Source organism: Methylobacterium radiodurans, assembly GCF_003173735.1.
Classification (GTDB): Bacteria; Pseudomonadota; Alphaproteobacteria; order Rhizobiales; family Beijerinckiaceae; genus Methylobacterium; species Methylobacterium radiodurans.
In genome coordinates, this window is the sequence record NZ_CP029551.1 from 4810617 (window position 1) to 4830148 (window position 19532).

The window sequence follows — 19532 nt, forward strand, 5'->3', positions numbered from 1 at the left end:
TTCCGGCATGAAGGAATCCTTGCAGCGGTGGGTGATGCTCAACTTAAGTGCATCTTGCATCCCGTTTGGTCCAATCCATCGCATATCCAATCTCGCGTCCGATGATTCTGCGGCTATACGTGCGCTCCCATTACAGCTTGGCCGGTCCCTGGCGTCGAAGCGGGGCGGCATCTGTCCCCTGCCCACGATCCCGTGCGCGGGATTGTGGCTGTACCCTTTTCGTTCTAAGGAGGCCCGACGATTCGGCTGAGGCTTGCGCGTCGCCCCGCCTTGTCACCGGCGCGGCGCGTCCGACATGAGCGGCAGGGCGCAGGCCGCCCCGCCCGAACGCCGCCGCACGAAGACGCCCCGAAAGACCGCCCGCCCATGGCCAAAGCCAACGTCGCCGCGAAGAACTCGGCCGGCAAGTCCGGTACCAGCAAGTCCGGCGCCGGCAAGGTGACCCGCAAGGCGGGCAGTGCCGCGGCCGAGACGGCCGACGCGATCAAAACGGCTACAAAGGCGGCTACGAAGGCGCGGGTCGCAGCGCCGGCCTCCAGGGTGGCCGAGGCCGAGGACCGGTTCGACCGGCTGTTCGAGGGCGCCGCACCCGGCGATCGGCGCGTAATCGCGGTGCGCGGCGCGCGCGAGCACAATCTCAAGAACGTCGACCTGACGATCCCGCGTGACAAGCTGGTGGTGTTCACGGGCCTGTCCGGCTCCGGCAAGTCGTCGCTGGCCTTCGACACGATCTATGCCGAGGGGCAGCGCCGCTACGTCGAGTCGCTCTCGGCCTACGCGCGCCAGTTCCTGGAGATGATGGCCAAGCCCGATGTCGATCAGATCGACGGTCTCTCGCCGGCCATCTCCATCGAGCAGAAGACCACCTCGAAGAACCCGCGCTCGACGGTCGGCACCGTCACGGAGATCTACGACTACATGCGCCTGCTCTGGGCGCGGGTCGGCATTCCCTACTCGCCGGCCACCGGCCTGCCGATCGAGAGCCAGACGGTCAGCCAGATGGTCGATCGCGTCCTGGCCCTGCCGGAGAAGACTCGGCTCTACCTGCTGGCGCCCGTGGTGCGCGGGCGCAAGGGGGAGTACCGCAAGGAGATCGCCGAGTACCAGAAGAAGGGCTTCCAGCGCCTGCGCATCGACGGCGAGTACTACGCCATCGACGACGTGCCCAAGCTCGACAAGAAGCTGAAGCACGATATCGACGTCGTGGTGGACCGGATCGTGGTGCGCGACGATATCGGCTCGCGGCTCGCCGAGTCGTTCGAGACGGCGCTGGATCTCGCCGACGGCATCGCCGACATCGAGTTCGCCGACGCGCCCGAGGGCGAGGCGCCACGCAAGATCACCTTCTCGTCGCGCTTCGCCTGTCCGGTCTCCGGCTTCACGATTCCCGAGATCGAGCCCCGGCTGTTCTCGTTCAACAACCCGTTCGGCGCCTGCCCGACCTGCGGCGGCATCGGGCACGAGATGCGCATCGACCCCGAACTCGTGATCTCGGACGGGGCGCTGAGCCTGAAGCGCGGCGCGGTCGCGCCCTGGGCGAAGTCCACCTCGCCCTATTACGGCCAGACGCTCGACGCGCTCGCCAAGCATTTCGGCTTCAAGACCACGACCCCCTGGGACGAGTTGGCGGCCTCGGCCCGCGCCGTGGTCCTCTACGGCACGGGCGAGCAGGCGGTGCGCTTCGCCTACGACGACGGCACGCGCGCCTACGGGGTCACGAAGCCCTTCGAGGGCGTGATCCCCAACCTCGAGCGCCGCTACAAGGAGACCGACAGCGACGCCGCCCGCGAGGAGATCGGCCGCTTCATGAGCGAGACGCCCTGCGCGGCCTGCGCCGGCAAGCGTCTGAAGCCCGAGGCGCTCGCGGTGAAGATCGACATGCAGGACATCGCCGCGGTGACGGCGCTCTCGGTCTCGGACGCGCATCGCTGGTTCTCAGACCTGCCCAAGAAGCTCACCGCGAAGCAGAACGAGATCGCCGTCCGCATCCTGAAGGAGATCCGCGACCGCCTGACCTTCCTGGTCGATGTCGGTCTCGAATACCTGACGCTCGCGCGCGGCTCCGGCTCGCTGTCGGGTGGCGAGAGCCAGCGCATCCGCCTCGCCTCGCAGATCGGCTCGGGGCTGACCGGCGTGCTCTACGTGCTGGACGAGCCCTCGATCGGCCTGCACCAGCGCGACAACGAGCGCTTGCTCGGCACGCTGAAGCGCCTGCGCGATCTCGGCAACTCGGTGATCGTGGTCGAGCACGACGAGGACGCGATCCTGCAGGCCGACTACGTGGTCGATGTCGGCCCGGGCGCCGGCATCCACGGCGGACGCATCATCGCGCAGGGCACGCCGCAGGAGGTGCTGGCGCACCCCGATTCACTGACCGCCAAATACCTGACCGGCGCGCTCTCGGTGCGCACGCCCGCCACGCGCCGGAAGGGCCGCAAGGGCAAGCTCGCCCTCTACGGCGCGCGCGGCAACAATCTGCGGGACGTCGACGTCGAGATCCCGCTCGGCACCTTCACCTGCATCACGGGCGTCTCGGGCGGCGGCAAGTCGACCCTCATCATCGACACGCTCTACAAGGCGGTGGCGAAGAAGCTGAACGGCGCCCTGGAGCACCCGGCCCCCTACGGGCGGCTGGAGGGGCTGGAACACCTCGACAAGGTCATCGACATCGACCAGTCGCCGATCGGGCGCACGCCGCGCTCGAACCCCGCCACCTATATCGGCGCCTTCACGCCGATCCGCGATTGGTTCGCTGGCCTGCCCGAGGCCAAGGCCCGCGGCTACCAGGCCGGGCGCTTCTCCTTCAACGTGAAGGGCGGGCGCTGCGAGGCCTGCTCGGGCGACGGCGTGATCAAGATCGAGATGCACTTCCTGCCCGACGTCTACGTCACCTGCGACGTCTGCAAGGGCAAGCGCTACGACCGCGAGACGCTGGAGGTGAAGTACCGCGAGCGCTCCATCTCCGACGTCCTCGACATGACGGTCGAGGAGGCGGCCGAGCTGTTCAAGGCGGTGCCCTCGATCCGCGACAAGATGGAGACCCTGAAGCGCGTCGGCCTGCACTACGTCCGGGTCGGCCAGCAGGCGACGACGCTGTCCGGCGGCGAGGCGCAGCGCGTGAAGCTCTCCAAGGAGCTCTCGAAGCGCGCCACGGGACGAACACTCTATATCCTGGACGAGCCGACCACGGGCCTGCACTTCCACGACGTGGCCAAGCTGATGGAGGTGCTCCACGAACTCGTGAACCAGGGCAACACCGTCGTGGTGATCGAGCACAACCTGGAGGTCATCAAGACGGCTGACTGGGTGATCGACATGGGGCCCGAGGGCGGCAGCGGCGGCGGACAGGTCGTCGCCCAGGGCACGCCCGAGCAGATCGCCCGGGTAGGCGGCAGCCATACCGGCCGGTTCCTGCGCGAGGTGCTGGAGCGCCGCCCGCTCGCGGCCAAGGTGCCGGAGCGCCAGCCGCCCGCGGCGCGGCGCGACGCGGCCGAGTAGCAGACTCGCGCCTCCCGCGGGGGGGTGATTCTCCGGGCTGCCGGCTCGATTCGGAGCGGCGCGCGGACTGTCCGCGTGCCGAAGCGGCACGAACCTGCTCCACGAGCGGGCAGCGCCCGCTCCCGCACCGGGGCGGCGGTGGCGACCCTCCCGGCCTTCCTTGCCGGATTCTCCCGGGCGGCCGCCCCGCGCAACAGCTTGACCATTCTGAGTTATTTTGCCGGGTCGTCCGCCGCGGCGGTGGCAGATCAGACAAGAACAGGTCCTTCGGCGCTGCGGCAGGAATGCGGCTTTTGCGCAACGCTGCGAGCGCTTCTGCCCGCCGGGCAGGCATTCCACTGTCCTTCCGAGGCTTCGTGTAGAATAGTCCCAATCGTTGAGACTTGGGGTGGCGCCGTAAGGGGGCACCCGGCACCGGGCGATTCGGGGGCTGCACGGCAGCGGACCGGAACCGAAGTGCCGGGGCTGCGGGACGGAGGCCAGGGATCCTTGGGAAGGAACGATAACATGATGAAGAAGTGGCTCGCAGCCGGCGCGCTCGCGCTCACGGCCGGCGCGACGGCGACGCCGGCGCTCGCTCAGACGACCACGGTGCCCGGTGAGCAGGTCGGCCTCGCGGCCGCCGCGCCGCTCCCGGAGGGTATCTACGCGATCAACACCTTCACCTACCGCCGTCCTGATGCGCCCTCCTCGGCGCTGTCCGGCTCCGCCGACACGGCGGTCAACATCCCGCTGCTGGTCTGGTCGACCCCCTGGCGTCCGCTCGATGCGAACCTCCGGTTCCTCGTCGCCGCGCCGACGGTCTTCGCCTTCACGCGCAACCCGGCCGGCGTCGCCAACCGCGACATCTCGATCAACGTCGGCACCTTCGTGTCCGCCCAGCTGGCTTGGGACCTCGGCGGCGGCTTCAGCACCGCCCTGCTCGGCGGCGTGTACCTGAACGACCTGAACGGCGACCGCGGCTCGCTCTGCAACCCCGCTGCTCTGACCCCCCTCTGCACCCCGGTGCTGCCGCAGCTCTCGTCGAACACCTACCGCTTCGGCGTCGCCGGCAGCTACACCGCCGACGGCTGGAACATCACCGCCAACCTGACGGCCAACATCTACGACTCGCCCGGCCGCTTCCCCGGCCGCGTCGGCGGCCTGATCGGCCCGATCAACATCTCCGACGCGCTGAACATCGACCTCACCGCGACGAAGAAGTTCGGCAAGCTCGAGATCGGCGCCGTCGGTTACGGCACGTTCAACTTCGACATCGGCCCGCTGTCGGCCGCTGCCGGCAACCGCGGCCGGTTCGCCCTCGGCGGCCTCATCGGCTACGATTTCGGACCCTTCACCGCCCAGCTCTACGTCGCCCGCGACGTCGCCACCGGCGCCCGCTACCTGGACGCCCTCGGCCGGACCCGCGACAACTACTCGACCGACGGCTGGTTCCGCATCATCGCCCCGCTCTACACCGCGGCGGCCCCGGCTGCCCCGATCGCCCCGGCTCCGCTGGTGCGCAAGTACTGATCGCCGGTTCGGGCGCCTTCGGGCGCCCGTCCATCGCGCTTCGGAAGAGCCGCCCGGTTATCGCCGGGCGGCTTTCTCATTTTTCGTCCGGCGTCGAATCCGATCGGCCGAAACGGCTGTCGGCGGCGCGGCGGTGTCCTATCTCAGCGCGGATCCCCAGGCCGGGACCTTCCCGGCAGGGCCGGAGACGCGAGCGGCGGGTGAGCGGCATGAGTAGCCAGGGCGACTGGAAGATCCCGGCATCCGTCCAGCCAAAGGCCGCCGACTACCACTACGACCTCGAACGGGCGGTCTCTGCCGTCGTGGCACTGTCGACCCGCATCCCGGAGACCGCCTTCACCGCGGAGGTGCTGGGCACCGAGCGGGCCGGCAACGGCGTGGTGATCCGCGATGACGGCCTCGTCCTCACCATCGGCTACCTCGTCACCGAGGCCGAGACCGTGTGGCTGACCACCCATGACGGCCGCTCGGTGCCCGGCCACGTGATGGGGTTCGACGCCGCCACCGGGTTCGGTCTCGTGCAGGCGCTCGGGCGGCTCGACGTTCCGGTCCTGCGGCTCGGCGATTCCCGTACCCTCAAGGTCGGCGACCGCGCGGTGGTTGCCGGTGCGGGCGGGCGCTCCCGGGCCGTCTCCGTCGAACTCGTCGCCCGGCAGGAATTCGCCGGCTACTGGGAATACGTCCTGGACGAGGCGCTCTTCACCGCGCCGTCCCACCCGCACTGGGGCGGGACCGCCCTGATCGGGCCGGAGGGCGAACTTCTGGGCATCGGCTCGCTGCAGTTGCAGCAGGGCGGGGGCAGTGCCCGCGCGATCAACATGGTGGTACCGATCGAGCTCCTGCCCCCGATCCTCGACGACATCATCGCGCGCGGCCGGCCGAACCGGCCGCCCCGGCCGTGGCTCGGCCTCTACGCGACGGAGAGCGACGAGGGCCTTGTGGTGATGGGGCTCGCCGACAACGGCCCGGCCGAGAGCGCCGACCTGCGGATCGGCGACCTGATCGAGGCCGTGGCGGGCGAGCCGGTCGCCGATCTCGCGGATCTCTTCCGCAGCGTCTGGGCGCTGGGCGAGGCGGGCGTGCGCGTGCCGCTGACCGTGCGGCGCGACGGGCGCACGCTGAAGCTCACGGTGGTCTCCGGCGACCGCGAGCGCTTCCTGATCAGCCCGCCGCTGCACTGAGCCGTCCGGCGCTGTCGGTGCGGCGCAGAACCCTCGCCCGCAGTCTCGCGTTGAGCATCCCGCGAGGCTTTTCCTGACCGAAGGCTAGCTTCGCCTATCAGCGCCGGTTCATCCGCACGGGTGCAGCTTCCCCTGCGCCGTCCGGAGCCTCCGGCCCGGATATCAAGGAGATCCGTCATGACGCATGTGAACGCGCCGCGCACGCGCGTGCTCGGTCTGGCCGCCCTCGTCGCGGGCGGCCTCGCTCTCGCAGGGCCGGCCAGCGCCGCACCGCTCGCCCCGGCCCCCCTCTCGGGCGAGGCGACGGTCCAGACGGTCGCGGGCGGTTGCGGTCCCGGCTTCCACCCGAATCCCTGGGGCGTCTGCCGCCCGAACTGGGGCCCCCGCCCCTATTGGGGCCCGCGACCCTACTATCGCCGTCCGATCGGCTGGGGACCGTACGGCCGACCCTATCCGCGCCCCTACCGGCCCTACGGCGTCTATGGCCCGCGCTGGTAGGCTCATCGGCCGAAGAACCAGGAAGGCACCTCGCACCGCGAGGTGCCTTTTTCCTTTGCAGGCCTGCCGGGCGGGCAGGTTCGGGAGAAGCTTTCCAAGCTCGTCCTGGCGCGAGATCGGTCACCCCGGTGGATTGCCGAAACCTTAAGCGGAACATGCTCTTGCTGCATATCAGCCGCTCGCCGCACCGACTCCTGCTGCGGTGCGGCGAGCCATATATGCGTTGCACCAATCACAGGCGGAGCTGCCCACGCAATGGGCGGCCTCGCCGTCAGCAGAGGTTCCGTTTTTCCATGGCCGCCGCCCGCAGCGTTCTGAACCGTGTCCGCGCCTACCTGCGCTACCGGGACACCGTCACGCAGCTCTCCCGCCTGAGCGACCGCGAACTCGCCGATCTCGGCATCAGCCGTCACGAGATCCGCGGCCTCGCGCGCCACTGACCGCGCCCGCCTTCCGCACCCGGCGGGCCCGTTGATTGAGGGCCCCCGCCTCCGCTATGCCGGCGCATGACCGAGGCTAGCATCATCCACATCGTCGGCGGCGGGCTCGCCGGCTCCGAGGCCGCCTGGCAGATCGCCGAGGCCGGCCACCGGGCCGTGATCCACGAGATGCGGCCCGTCCGTCGCACCGAGGCGCACCAGACCGAAGGTCTGGCCGAGCTCGTCTGCTCGAACTCCTTCCGCTCCGACGACCCGAACGGCAATGCCGTCGGCCTGCTGCACCAAGAGATGCGCACCCTCGGCTCGCTGATCATGCGGGCCGGCGACGCGCATCAGGTGCCGGCCGGCGGCGCGCTGGCGGTCGACCGCGACGGTTTCTCCGAGGCCGTCACCGCCGCGCTCGCGGCGCACCCGAACGTCGAGATCCGGCGCGAGGCGATCGACGACCTGCCGCCCGAGAGCTGGGGCCCGACCATCGTGGCGACCGGCCCGCTCACCGCGCCCGGCCTCGCCGAGGCGATCCGGACGCTCACCGGTGCCGAATCGCTGGCCTTCTTCGACGCCATCGCGCCGATCGTGCACCGCGATTCCATCGACATGGGCAAGGCGTGGTTCCAGTCCCGCTACGACAAGGCGGGGCCGGGCGGCACGGGTGCCGACTACATCAACTGTCCGCTGGACCGCGAGCAGTACGACGCCTTCATCGCTGCCCTGATCGCGGGCGAGAAGACCGGCTTCAAGGAGTGGGAGGCCTCGACCCCCTATTTCGACGGCTGCCTGCCAATCGAGGTGATGGCCGAGCGCGGTCCCGAGACCCTGCGGCACGGCCCGATGAAGCCCGTTGGCCTCACCAACCCGCACAACCCGACCGTGAAGGCCTGCGCCATCGTGCAGCTGCGCCAGGACAACGCGCTGGGCACCCTCTACAACATGGTCGGCTTCCAGACGAAGCTGCGCCACGCCGAGCAGGTGCGGATCTTCCGCACGATCCCGGGCCTGGAGAACGCCGAGTTCGCCCGCCTCGGGGGGCTGCACCGCAACACCTATCTGGACAGCCCGCGGCTCCTCGACGCCACGCTCCGGCTGAAGGCGAGGCCCGCCTTGCGCTTCGCAGGCCAGATCACCGGCTGCGAGGGCTACGTCGAGAGCGCCGCCGTCGGCCTGATGGCGGGCCGTTTCGCGGTGGCGGAGGCCGAGGGCAGGCCGCTCGCGCCCCTGCCGCAGACGACGGCGCTCGGCGCGCTCATCGCCCACATCACAGGGGGGCATGTGGAGGCGCAGGACGAGGGCGCGCCGCGCTCCTTCCAACCGATGAACGTCAATTTCGGCCTGTTCCCGCCGCTTGACCGGATGCCCCGCAACGAGACCGGCCGACGCCTGCGCGGCCCCGAGAAGGCGGCGCTGAAGAAGCGTGCGCTGACCGATCGGGCACGGGCGGACCTCGCGGCCTGGATCGGCGGCGACGCGCCGCGCGCGGCGGCGGAATAGGTCGGCCCGACTGGGACCCCGAAGGGGGCGATACCCAGCGGCGGGTTCTCAGGGCGACGCCCCGAAGCGCATCAGCGCAGCGGGATCTCCACCACCCGCGGCGCGCCTTCCTTGGGCCCGTCGAATAGCACCAGGGCGCGCTGGCGCTCCGTCGTCCGGTCCAGCGGCAGGAGCGCCTCGGGCTTGACCTTCCGGCCGTAGCCGTCGAGGGCGAGCGCCTGAACGGGGGCGTCGGTGCCGTTCCAGCGATAGACCGCGTAGTCCCCGGCCTCGACGCCGTCGCCCTTCGGGTCCAGCATCGGACCGGCCAGGATCAGGAAGCCCTCCGGCACGGCGACGAGATCGCGCACTCCGCGCGCCTGTCCGGTGGTGTCGCGCCCGAGCGCGATCCGGCTGACCTGCGCGGGGCTTGGCTCCCCCTCGAACAGGTTCGTCAGAGGCACCGAGATGACCACGGCGTCGCCGCCTTCGAGGACCGGCCCGCGGAAGCCCGCGTGGAGTTGGCCGTCGCGCACGGCGACCCCCTCGACCGTCACGCCGCCCTCCTCGAGCGGGCGGTCGTGGAAGGGCTTCAGCACGGGATCCTCCCGGATCAGCCGCGCAAGCGCCCGCGTGCCGGTGATCTCGGGATTGCCCTTGAGCACGCCGGTCTCGGGATCGACGGCGGCGGGGTCGAAGCGGATCCGGAACAGCTGCCGCGTCGCCTCGGCCCGGGCCACCGTGCCGGCCTCCGGCTTGCCCGCGGCGCGCCGCGGGCGACCGTGTGACCCGATCACGTAGAAGGCACCGTCCGCGTAGGCCACGCCCTCCGCGTCGAGTTCGAGCGGCACCCCCTCATGGGCGGCATCGATCAGGCGGATGAAGCTGCCGGCCCGCAGGGCACCGTCGCGCAGGATCACGATCTGCGCACCCTGGGATTCGTCGTCCGCCACGAGGCAGACGCGTGGGAAGCCCGAATCGGTCGCGCAGGCGATGCCGCTGACGTCGTCGGCCTTGTCGCTCGCGGCGGTGTCCTCGGGACGGTTCTGGTCCGGCTCTCCGTAGAGCTTGCCCGAGACCGGCCAGGGTTCGGCTCCGCCCGCGCGGGCCGGCGCGCCACCGGCGACCGTGAGCACGGCGAGGAGGAGCGAGGCCGCGAGGCCGGGCCGGAGGGCCGCTCGGGCGTTCGTGCGGGCGTTCATGTCGAGGGATCACCGGTCATCGGGCGGGCAACCGTAGCCGATCGATGGCGCGCGAAGAAGCGCGGCCCTCGCGGCACACGGCCCCGCTAGATCGTCTGACCCCAGACCATCACCCGCCGGCCTGGCCGATGGCCGTCGTCGCCCGTATCGCGAAATCCGAGCTTCGTCAGCAGCCCCCATGAGGCCGTGTTGGTGGGCCGGCACTCCGCCACGATCGTGCGGCGGGGGAAGCGCCCCTTCAGCAGCCCGACGATCCCCGAGACCGCCTCGGCCCCGAAGCCGCGCCCGCGCGCGGCTCCGCCGATCCAGTATCCGATCTCGACCGCCCCCTCGCCCCGCAGGTGGGCGCCGACGACGCCGACGAGGCCGCGGTCGGCCCGGGTCCAGGCGCCGAGGAAGCGGTCGCGCCCGCGCGCGCCGCCCGCGATCATGGCCCGCGCGTCCTCCAGCGTGAACGGATCGGGCAGGAAGTCGACGGCGCCGGTGATCGCCGGATCGTCGGTGAGGCGGCGCATCGCCTCCGCGTCGCCGGGCGCGAGCCCCGCGATGGCGAGCCGCTCGGTCGTCAGGCCGGGCAGATCGGTGAGCGTGTCCTGTCGGAAGCGGCGGAGGAACATCCCGCAGGATCTGGTGCGCGCGCGGGCGCCGGGAAGGCACGGTTGCCGGAAGCGGCTTAATCCCGCTCGCCCATGAAAAAACCCGCCCCGGACGTCCGGGACGGGTCGCTCAGGGCGGCTGGCTCAGGTCCGGTGCTCTCAGGGCGCGGGCGGGTGGATCACCATGGCGCTGAACGGGTGCACGTAGGCCTGCAGCATCACGAGGCCGCCCACGAGGCAGGCCAGCACGATCGAGTGCCAGAACACGAAGCGCAGAATCTTGCCCTCCTGGCCGAAATAGCCGGTCGCGGTCGAGGCTACGACGATCGACTGGGCGTCGATCATCTTGCCCATCACGCCGCCTGACGAGTTCGCCGAGGCCATCAGGATGCCCGACAGACCGAGCTGCTCCGAGGTGATCTTCTGCAGGCCGCCGAAGAGCACGTTGGAGGCGGTGTCGGAGCCCGTCAGCGCCACGCCGAGCCAGCCGAGCAGCGTGCCGAAGAACGGGTAGAGGATGCCCGTGCCGGCGAACGCGAGGCCGAGCGTGGCGTCGACGCCCGCGTAGCGGGTGAGCACCCCCAGCGCCAGCATCGCCGCGATGGTGATGAGCGAGTAGCGCAGCACCCAGATCGTCTCGATGTAGGCGGTGACGAGGCGCAGCGGCGAGAAGCGCATGATCAGGCCGGAGATCAGCGCCGCGAAGAGCACGCCGGTCCCGGTGTAGGACATGTAGGTGAAGGCGAAGATCGCGGGCTCGGCCTTCGGATGCGCCTCGACCGGCGGCACCTTCATGATCACGTTGTGCAGCCCCGGCACCTCGTATTTCCAGGTGAAGAGCGGGTTGACGATGCCCTTGAACCAGCCCGTGCCCCAGATCGCGACCACGACCGAGAGGATGATCCACGGCACCCACGCCATCATGATCTCGCGGGACGAGGCGGTGCGGCCGCCGAGCTCGACCTTGGGCAGGTCGCCAGGCACCGCGGCGCCGAGCGAGGCGGGGCGCGGGGTACCGTAACCGATCGACGGGTCGTTGCCGCGAAGCGCCGGCGAGGTCCAGATCTCCCGGGGCTGCCAGAACTTCAGGAACAGGACGAGCGCGCCCATCGAGACCAGCGAGGCGCCGATATCGACGATCCACGGGTTGACGTAGTTCGAGATCAGGAACTGCGCGGCCGCGAAGGAGGCGCCGCAGACGAGGATCGGCGGCCAGATCTTGATCATGCCGCGGAAGCCCGCGAAGACCCAGATCAGCCAGAACGGCACGATCACCGAGAAGAAGGGCAGCTGCCGGCCGATCATCGCGCCGAGCACGTAGGGGTCGTAGCCCGTCACCGAGGCCAGGCCCTGGATCGGGGCGCCGAGCGCGCCGTAGGCGACGGGCGCCGTATTGGCGATGAGCGAGAGGCCCGAGGCCGCGAGCGGCGAGAAGCCGAGGCCGATCAGGATCGCGCCCGTTACCGCCACCGGGGTGCCGAAGCCGCCCGCGCCCTCGAAGAAGGCGCCGAAGGCGAAGGCCACGAGGAGAAGCTGGATGCGCCGGTCCGCCGTGATGCCGGCGACCGATTGCTGGAGGGTCGCGAACCAGCCCTTCTCCACCGTGAGCCGGTAGAGGAAGATCACGTTGAGGATGATCCAGCCGATCGGGAAGAAGCCGGTGACCATGCCGAGCACGGAGGCGCGGAACGCCAGATCCATCGGCATGGTGAACAGGAACGTCGCCACCAGAAAGGCGATGATGAGCGATAGTACGGCGGCGATATGCGCCTGCACTTTGCCGCTGGCGATCATGCCAAGCAGGGCAATCACAGGAAGCGAGGCGGCAAACGTCGATAGCCACGCGTTCCCGAACGGGTCGTAGACTTGGTTCCAGGTTGTCACGGGGGGCGTATCCTCCGATCGAGCCGTCTCTTGGACGGTCCCGTTGCTCGGCCTCTAACAGAGCCTTGCTTGTGGCTCAACGCCGGGACCCTGGGCGTGCCGGAGGCCGGCACCCGGCACCGCATCCGTCCGCTTAACCCCCGATTCACCTTGGAGCCGCTCAGCCCCGCTCTCCGCCTCCGTCCTTAGCCCGCACGAAACCACCGCGATGGCTTCCTGCTCCGACAGGAGAGGTGAGCGATGTCGAAACGCGGCAGCTGGGGTGAGGGTGAGCTCTACGAGGCACTCTGTCTCCTGATGATCGGGGCGTGCCTCTGGATCATCGGCGCGCAGTTCCACGCCTTCGAGAGCCTGAACGCCTTCGTGGCGCGTCACGGCGTCTCGGACCTCTTCATGCTGGTCGCCCTGATGGGGCTCGCGATGTTCGGTGCCAGCGTGCGCAAGTCGCTGCTGCTGCGCGACGCGCTGCGCGAGCGGGATGCGGCGGCCCGAGAGGCCGAGGCCATCGCCCGGCACGATGTGCTGACGGGTCTCGCCAACCGCCGTCTCTTCCTCGAAGCCGTCAAGGCGCAGCGCGCGGGCGCCGGGCCGGTGCCGAGCCACGCCGTTCTGCTGCTCGATCTCGACCGCTTCAAGCCGGTCAACGACATCTACGGCCACGCGGCCGGCAACGCGGTGCTCTGCGCGGTCGCCGAGCGTCTGCGCCGGCTGATCCCGGCGGGCGGCGTCGCGGCGCGCCTCGGCGGCGACGAGTTCGCCGTGCTGGTGCCGCTCGAAAGCGGCAGCGACGGCCTCGTGCGCCTCGCCCAGGCGATGATCGCGGCGATCGGCGAGCCGGTCCTCTGGTGCGGCAACGCGCTGAAGGTCGGCGGCACCGTCGGCATCGCGCTGGTCGAGACCGAGATGGCGGATGCCGACGCGGTGCTGCACGCGGCCGACCTCGCGATGTACCAGGGCAAGAAGGACGGGCGCGGCACCTACCGGGTCTTCAAGAGCGCGATGGATCTCGAGCTGCGCGCCCGCGCCCAGCTCGAGAGCGAGCTGCGCGACGCGATCCAGCGCGGCGAGATCGAGCCCTTCTACCAGCCCGTCGTGGCGCTGCCGGAGAAGACGCTGATCGGCGTCGAGGTGCTGGCGCGCTGGCGCCACCCGGTGCGGGGCCTGCTCACGCCCGGCCACTTCATCGGGATCGCGGAGGAGACCGGCATGATCGCCGACCTCTGCTACCGCCTGCTGCGCCAAGCCTGTCTCGATGCGCGCGACTGGCCCTCCCACCTCCTGCTCGCGGTCAACATCTCGCCCCAGCAGTTCCAGGACCGCTGGTTGTGCGAGCGCATCCTGTCGATCCTGACGGAGACGGGCTTCCCGCCCTCGCGCCTGGAGGTGGAGATCACCGAGAGCGCCCTGGTGCAGGACCTGGAGGCCGCCCGCACCACCCTGACCTCGCTGCAGAACCTCGGCGTCCGCATCGCGCTCGACGATTTTGGCACCGGCTATTCGAGCCTCTACCACCTGCGCGAGCTGAAGTTCGACAAGCTGAAGATCGACCGCTCCTACGTCGACACCATCACGATGAGCGACGAGCGGGCCAAGCTCGTGGACGCGATCATCAAGCTCTCGGCGAGCCTCGGCCTCGTCACCACCGCGGAGGGCATCGAGACGGATGCGAGCGTGGACTGGCTCTCGGGCCAGGGCTGCGATTACGGCCAGGGCTACCTCTTCGGCGCCCCGATGCCGCGGGCTGAGCTGACGGCCCTGCTCGCCGCGCCCGGCGCGCACGGGATGAGCGCGCCGATGAAGGAGGTGGCTTGACGGTTCAGGGGGATCCGGTTCGCCCGTCGGGCTGGGCCCGTACAGGATCGGCCGAAGATTCGGGCCTCATCGCGCGGCCCGCGCCGCGCGCCACAACCGCCAGAGCCGGCGCCAGCGCGGGATCTCCACCGGCGTGTTGAGCGGGTCGTAGGTGACCCGCTCCATCGCCGCCAAATAGTCTTCGGTCAGCGCGAGCGGCAGGAAGGCGAGACGCACGGCCGGCGCCAGGGCGGCGTCCCGGGCGTGGGCGGCTTCGAGATGGCGCCGCGCCACGTCGCGGAGGTCCGCGCAGGCGCCCTTGAGGCCCGGGCCGCCGCGGCCCGTCACGATATCCTCGCGGGTGACGCCGTGCCGGCCCAGGATGTCGGCCGGCAGGTAGACGTGGCCCGAGCGGGCGTGCCAGGGCAGCGCCCGCAGCAGGCCCGTGATACCGTAGGCCACGCCCGCGTGGCCCGCGGCCGTCGCGCCGCCCGGATCCGTCCCGTCCGCGACGATCAGGCTGGCCAGCCGGAACAGGCTGGAGGCTGTCTCGCCGCAATAGCCCTCCAGGTCGTTCAGGCGGGGCATCGGGTCGTCGTAGAGGTCGAAGACGCGGGCGTCGATCAGATCGACGAAGGGCTGGCGCCCGAGCCGGCGCGCGACGATCGCGTCCTCGAGCGCCGCCGCGACGGGGTTGGCCCGCACGTCGCCGCGGGCCTCGCCCTGCAGCGCGTCGCGCCACCATTGCAGGCGGATCTCGCCGGCCATCGGGTTGGTGGCGGCCTCGCGCACGCGAGCGATCGTGAGGCTGAAGGCGAAGAGGGCGAAGAGATGGGGCCGCGCCGCGGCCGGGGCGAAGAGGGTTGCGAAGTAGCGGTCCGGGTCGCCCGCGCGCACCAGGGCCTCGCAGTGACGGAAGGCGAAGTCGAGGCCGCCCCCCTCCCCGTTCGCCGCCGCGTTCTCGCTCAACGGGTCGGCCATCCGGCGCCTCACGCCACCGCGATCAGGGCGGCGGCGACCTTGCGGTTCTCGCCCGCCAGGATGTTGTAGGTGCGCGCCGCCGCGCCCGTCTGCATCACGTCGAGCCCGATCTTCATGTCCTTGAGCCAGCCGCGCAGGTCGGGGGGCAGCGGCACGATGTCGGCGCCCGTGCCGACGAGCAGGAGCTCGATCGACTCCGCCTCGGCCTGGACCGGGCGGAGCGCCGTGCGGTCGATGCGGCGCGGATCCGCGACGTCCCAGGCACGGATGCCGATGGGCAGAACGAGGATCGATCCGCGATGCGACATGTCGCCGAAGCGGAAGCCGCCGTTGCCGTAGGCGTCGATCGGGAAGCGTCCCGGCAGGAAGCCCGCGTCGAAGGCTGCCAAGCCGCTACTCCGCCGCCTGGGGCACGCCGCCCCGGCTCTCCGAGGCGCGCTTCACGCCAGAAAGCATCAGGCCGAGATAGATCAGCACCGGGGTCGAGACGAAGATTGCCGAGTAGGTGCAGATCACCACGCCGCAGAGCATCACCACCGCGAAGCCCTTGATCGCCTCGCCGCCGAACAGCACCAGCGCCAGCAGCGACAGCGCGGTCGAGATCGAGGTCATCACGGTGCGCGACATGGTGGAGTTGATCGAGAGGTTGAGCAGCTCGACGGTCGGTATCGTCTTGTAGCGGCGCATCAGCTCCCGGGTGCGGTCGAACACCACCACGGTCTCGTTCAGCGAGTAGCCGACGATCGTCAGGATCGCGGCGATCGAGGTCATGTTGAACTCGATGCGGGTGATGATGAAGATTCCGACCGTCAGCACGATGTCGTGCAGCGTGCCCACGATGGCGCCGAGCGCCAGCTCCCGCTCGAAGCGGAACCAGAGGTAGAGCAGCACGGCCACGACCGAGAGCACGACGCCGAGCGTGCCGGACTGCACGAGTTCGCCCGAGACGCGCGGGCCCACCGTCTCGGTCCGGCGGAAATCGTAATCCGCGTCGAAGGCGGCGTGCGCCTTGTTCATCACCGCGGTCTGGCCCTGCTCGCCGGCCTGGAGCGGGAAGCGCACGAGGATCTGGCCCTCGCCGCCCAGTTCCTGCACCTCCGACTCGCCGAAGCCGAAGCTGTTGGCGGTGTGGCGCACCGCCGCCACGTCCGCCTTGCCGGACTTCGCCTGCAGCTCGACCAACGTGCCGCCCTTGAAGTCGATGCCGAAGTTCAGGCCGACGGTGACGAACAGAACCACCGTCGCCACCGACAGGAGCGCCGAGAGCGGGAAGGTGAAGCGCCGGAAGCGCATGAAGTCGAAGTGCGACTCGTCGGGCCAGAGGCGAAGCAGGCGCATGATCGGTCTCGTGCTCGGGAAGGTCTTATGCAGGCTCCCCAGTCAAAGGGTTCAGAACGGCAGGGCCTTGGGCCGGAGGGTGTTGTACCAGACGGCGATCATCATGCGGGTCAGCGTCACGGCGGTGATGACCGTGGTGAGGATGCCGAGGATGAACACGACCGCGAAGCCCTTCACGGGGCCGGAGCCGAGGAAGAACAGAATCAGCGCGGCGATCGCCATGGTCGAGTTCGAGTCGATGATGGTGGCGAACGCCCGGTCGAAGCCGGCCTGGAGCGCCGAGATCAGCGAGCGACCGGCGCGGGCCTCCTCGCGCATGCGCTCGTAGATTAGCACGTTGGAATCCACCGCCGTGCCGATGGTGAGCACGATGCCGGCGATGCCGGGCAGGGTCATCGTGGCCTCCAGCACCGACATCAGGCCGAGGATCAGGCCGACATGGACGATCAGCGCGATGTTGGCGATGAAGCCGAAGGTGCCGTAGGTCGCGAACATGAAGGCGACCACGAGGGCGGCGGCGACCAGCGTCGCCATCTTGCCGGCCTCGATCGAGTCGCGGCCCAGACCGGGGCCGACCACGCGGCGCTCCACCACAGTGAACTTCGCCGGCAGCGCGCCGGCGCGCAGCAGCACCGAGAGGTCGTTGGCCTGCTGCACCGTGAAGTTGCCGGTGATCTGGCCCGAGCCGCCGGTTATGGCGGTGCGGATCACGGGGGCGGAGACCACCTCGTTGTCGAGCACGATCGCCATGCGGCGTCCGACGTTCTCGGCGGTGGCCTGACCGAAGCGCTGCGCGCCCTTGAGGTTGAACTTGAAGCTCACCATCGGCTCGCGCGACTGCTGATCGAACGAGGGCTGGGCGTCGGTGAGGTCGCCGCCGTCGGCCATGATGCGGCGCTCGACAGGGACGCGGGCGCCCTTCTCGTCGCGGGACGGCAGCATGTCGACGTCGCCGGAGGGCGAGTCGGCGAGCATCCGGAATTCGAGCTTGGCGGTGGAGCCCAGGAGCTTCTCCAGCCGCTCGGGATTTTGCTCGCCCGGCACCTGGATCAGGATGCGGTCGGCGCCCTGCTGCTGGATCGAGGGCTCGGTGGTGCCCGTCGAGTCGAGGCGGCGGCGGATGACCTCGATACCCTGGCTCACCGCGCGGCGGGTTCGGTCGGTGATGCCCGCATCGGTCAGAGTCAGGCGGATCAGGCCGTCCGGCTGCTCGGTGATGTCGAGGGTGCGGGCGCCGGTCTGGCCGACCAGCGCGTTGGAGATCGGCTGGGCGAGTTCGCGCAGCTTCGGCATCACCTTGGCGCGGGCCGCGGCATCCGCGATGCGGACCTGCACGCCGCGCGGCTGGAGCCCGATGCCGCCGTCGGCGCGCACGCCCTCCTGCTGAAGGATGCGGCGCACGTCGTCGCGCAGGCCCTTGGCCTGAGAAGCGACGAGGTCGTTCTGGTCGACCTCGAGCAGGAGCTGCGAGCCGCCCTGCAGGTCGAGGCCGAGCACGATGGCGCGGGTCGGGACGATCCAGGTCGGGAACCAGCTCGGCAGTGAGGCCATGAAGGCCTTCCGGCTGTCGGCCGGGAAGAAGCTCGGCACGGCCAAGCTCAGACCGATCAGGATGACGGCGAGCGTCGCGATGATCTTCGAACGGGAAAAGCGCAACATCCGCCGTCGTCTCTTGTGTTCTCAAGGCCCGCCGCGAGGGCGGGCGTCGCGCAGGGTGTGCCTCAGGCGGCCTTGACCGGGCCGCCCTTGACGCGGACCTCGGAGATCATCGTCCGGACGATCTTCACCCGCACGTTCGGCGCGATCTCGACCTCGATCTCGGAGGCGTCGTCCAGCACCTTGGTGACGCGGCCGACGAGGCCGCCCGTGGTCACGATCGTGTCGTCGCGGCGCACGTTCTTGATCAGAGCCTGATGCTCCTTGACCCGCTTTTGCTGGGGTCGCAGGATCAGGAAGTACATGATCACGAAGATGAGGATGAACGGGACCACCTGCAAGGCGATCTCCGCGCCTCCGGCCGGGGCGGATCCTTGCGCGAAGGCGGGGGTGATCAAGCGCGTCTCCTCACAAAACGATTGAGGGGCCGGTACGCGGGCCCCCTCCAAAAGCGCGCGGACTATAGCCGCCGCCGACCCGAAAGCAACGGCGCCCGGCGGACCTTCCGCCACGGTTCGAGGATGTCCGCGGTGGATCGCGGGGCGCGCTCGGGTGTATGCGCCGGGGGCTTTGCCACCCCTGGATGCGTTCTTCGATGACAACGACCCTCGACGACCTGATGCCGCTCCTGGAGCGGATCGCCACAGCCCTGGAGCGTGCGGCCCCGCCGCAGCGCGTGCCGACCGACGTGACCCAGGCCGACGCCTTCGTCTGGGGGTCGGACCGCCGGCTGCAACCCGTGCCCCAGGTCAACCGCGTCGAGATGGGGCTGCTCACCGGCATCGACCGCAACCGCGACATCCTGGCCGACAACACCGCGCGCTTCGCCAAGGGGCTTCCGGCCAACAATGCGCTGCTCTGGGGCGCGCGGGGCATGGGCAAGTCCTCGCTGGTCAAGGCGGTGCAGGCCGAGGTGAACGCGGGGCGCGCGGCGGGCGACCTGCCGATGAAGCTCGTGGAGATCCACCGCGAGGACATCGAGGCGCTGCCCGACCTGATGGCCCTGCTGCGGCCGGACCCGCACCGCTGGATCGTGTTCTGCGACGACCTCTCGTTCGACGCCGACGACACCTCCTACAAGTCGCTCAAGACCGCGCTCGACGGCGGCATCGAGGGCCGGCCCGGGAACGTGCTGTTCTACGCCACCTCGAACCGGCGGCATCTGCTGGCCCGCGAGATGGTCGAGAACGAGCGCTCCACCGCGATCAACCCGGGCGAGGCGGTTGAGGAGAAGGTCTCGCTCTCCGACCGGTTCGGGCTCTGGCTCGGCTTCCACAAGTGCAGCCAGGACGAGTACCTGGCGATGATCCGCGCCTACGTGGACCATTACGGCCTGAGCGTGGAGCCCGACCGGCTGCGGGCCGAGGCGCTCGAATGGTCGACCACCCGCGGCTCGCGCTCGGGCCGCACGGCCTTCCAGTTCATCCAGGATCTCGCCGGCCGGCTCGGGCAGCGGCTCGGCTGAAACGCGAACGGCGGCCGTCTCCG

At 70.1% G+C, this 19532-nt stretch carries 16 protein-coding genes; 8 read left to right on the forward strand and 8 right to left on the reverse strand.

Annotation, left to right across the window (positions count from 1 at the left end; genetic code table 11):
• The first annotated feature begins 366 nt into the window (after positions 1-366).
• The 6 genes from uvrA (at position 367) to trmFO (ending at position 8617) form a co-directional block, all read left to right on the forward strand.
• Positions 367-3498 carry an excinuclease ABC subunit UvrA gene (gene uvrA, locus DK427_RS22615; RefSeq protein WP_109953341.1) on the forward strand — a complete coding sequence of 1044 codons (3132 nt, stop codon included), beginning with the start codon at positions 367-369 and terminating at the stop codon, positions 3496-3498.
• 507 nt (positions 3499-4005) lie between these two features.
• Complete coding sequence (locus DK427_RS22620) at positions 4006-5010, forward strand: transporter (RefSeq protein ID WP_109953342.1); 1005 nt, start codon at positions 4006-4008, stop codon at positions 5008-5010.
• Between the two features lie 209 nt (positions 5011-5219).
• A complete protein-coding gene (locus DK427_RS22625; protein WP_109953343.1) occupies positions 5220-6191 on the forward strand; it encodes a S1C family serine protease in 972 nt (323 codons plus the stop codon).
• 177 nt (positions 6192-6368) lie between these two features.
• Positions 6369-6689, forward strand: a complete 321-nt coding sequence (locus tag DK427_RS22630; protein ID WP_109953344.1) for a GCG_CRPN prefix-to-repeats domain-containing protein — start codon at positions 6369-6371, stop codon at positions 6687-6689.
• 293 nt (positions 6690-6982) lie between these two features.
• Complete coding sequence (locus DK427_RS22635; protein ID WP_109953345.1) at positions 6983-7129, forward strand: DUF1127 domain-containing protein; 147 nt, start codon at positions 6983-6985, stop codon at positions 7127-7129.
• 66 nt (positions 7130-7195) lie between these two features.
• Positions 7196-8617 carry a methylenetetrahydrofolate--tRNA-(uracil(54)-C(5))-methyltransferase (FADH(2)-oxidizing) TrmFO gene (gene trmFO, locus DK427_RS22640; RefSeq protein ID WP_109953346.1) on the forward strand — a complete coding sequence of 474 codons (1422 nt, stop codon included), beginning with the start codon at positions 7196-7198 and terminating at the stop codon, positions 8615-8617.
• 71 nt (positions 8618-8688) lie between these two features.
• Here the strand turns inward: trmFO and DK427_RS22645 are convergent, their stop codons facing one another.
• The 3 genes from DK427_RS22645 to DK427_RS22655 all read right to left on the reverse strand — a co-directional run bounded on the left by DK427_RS22645 (position 8689) and on the right by DK427_RS22655 (position 12278).
• Positions 8689-9798, reverse strand: coding sequence for a DUF3616 domain-containing protein (locus DK427_RS22645; RefSeq protein WP_109953347.1), 1110 nt, complete (start codon positions 9796-9798; stop codon positions 8689-8691).
• Between the two features lie 86 nt (positions 9799-9884).
• The gene (locus DK427_RS22650; RefSeq protein ID WP_109953348.1) at positions 9885-10415 is read right to left on the reverse strand and encodes a GNAT family N-acetyltransferase; all 531 of its coding nucleotides are present in this window, start codon (positions 10413-10415) and stop codon (positions 9885-9887) included.
• A gap of 138 nt (positions 10416-10553) precedes the next feature.
• Positions 10554-12278, reverse strand: coding sequence for an L-lactate permease (locus DK427_RS22655; RefSeq protein WP_109953349.1), 1725 nt, complete (start codon positions 12276-12278; stop codon positions 10554-10556).
• Between the two features lie 240 nt (positions 12279-12518).
• On the opposite strand from DK427_RS22655, the gene DK427_RS22660 reads away from it, so the two are divergent.
• Positions 12519-14090: a putative bifunctional diguanylate cyclase/phosphodiesterase gene (locus DK427_RS22660; protein WP_109953350.1), complete on the forward strand. Its 1572-nt coding sequence runs from the start codon at positions 12519-12521 to the stop codon at positions 14088-14090.
• Positions 14091-14156: 66 nt separating this feature from the next.
• Here the strand turns inward: DK427_RS22660 and DK427_RS22665 are convergent, their stop codons facing one another.
• The 5 genes from DK427_RS22665 to yajC form a co-directional block, all read right to left on the reverse strand.
• Positions 14157-15050 (reverse strand): phytoene/squalene synthase family protein, encoded by an 894-nt coding sequence (locus DK427_RS22665; RefSeq protein WP_109953351.1) that lies wholly within the window; start codon positions 15048-15050, stop codon positions 14157-14159.
• Positions 15051-15058: 8 nt separating this feature from the next.
• Entirely contained in the window at positions 15059-15439 is a 381-nt protein-coding gene (locus tag DK427_RS22670; protein ID WP_245930676.1) for an Mth938-like domain-containing protein, read from the reverse strand.
• Positions 15440-15443: 4 nt separating this feature from the next.
• Complete coding sequence (gene secF, locus DK427_RS22675) at positions 15444-16388, reverse strand: protein translocase subunit SecF (RefSeq protein ID WP_109953352.1); 945 nt, start codon at positions 16386-16388, stop codon at positions 15444-15446.
• Between the two features lie 51 nt (positions 16389-16439).
• Positions 16440-18047, reverse strand: a complete 1608-nt coding sequence (gene secD, locus DK427_RS22680) for a protein translocase subunit SecD (protein ID WP_109953353.1) — start codon at positions 18045-18047, stop codon at positions 16440-16442.
• 62 nt (positions 18048-18109) lie between these two features.
• Positions 18110-18442: a preprotein translocase subunit YajC gene (gene yajC / locus DK427_RS22685; protein ID WP_109953354.1), complete on the reverse strand. Its 333-nt coding sequence runs from the start codon at positions 18440-18442 to the stop codon at positions 18110-18112.
• Positions 18443-18639: 197 nt separating this feature from the next.
• Between yajC and DK427_RS22690 the strand changes: the two genes are divergently transcribed.
• Entirely contained in the window at positions 18640-19509 is an 870-nt protein-coding gene (locus DK427_RS22690; protein WP_109953355.1) for an ATP-binding protein, read from the forward strand.
• Positions 19510-19532 lie beyond the last annotated feature (23 nt).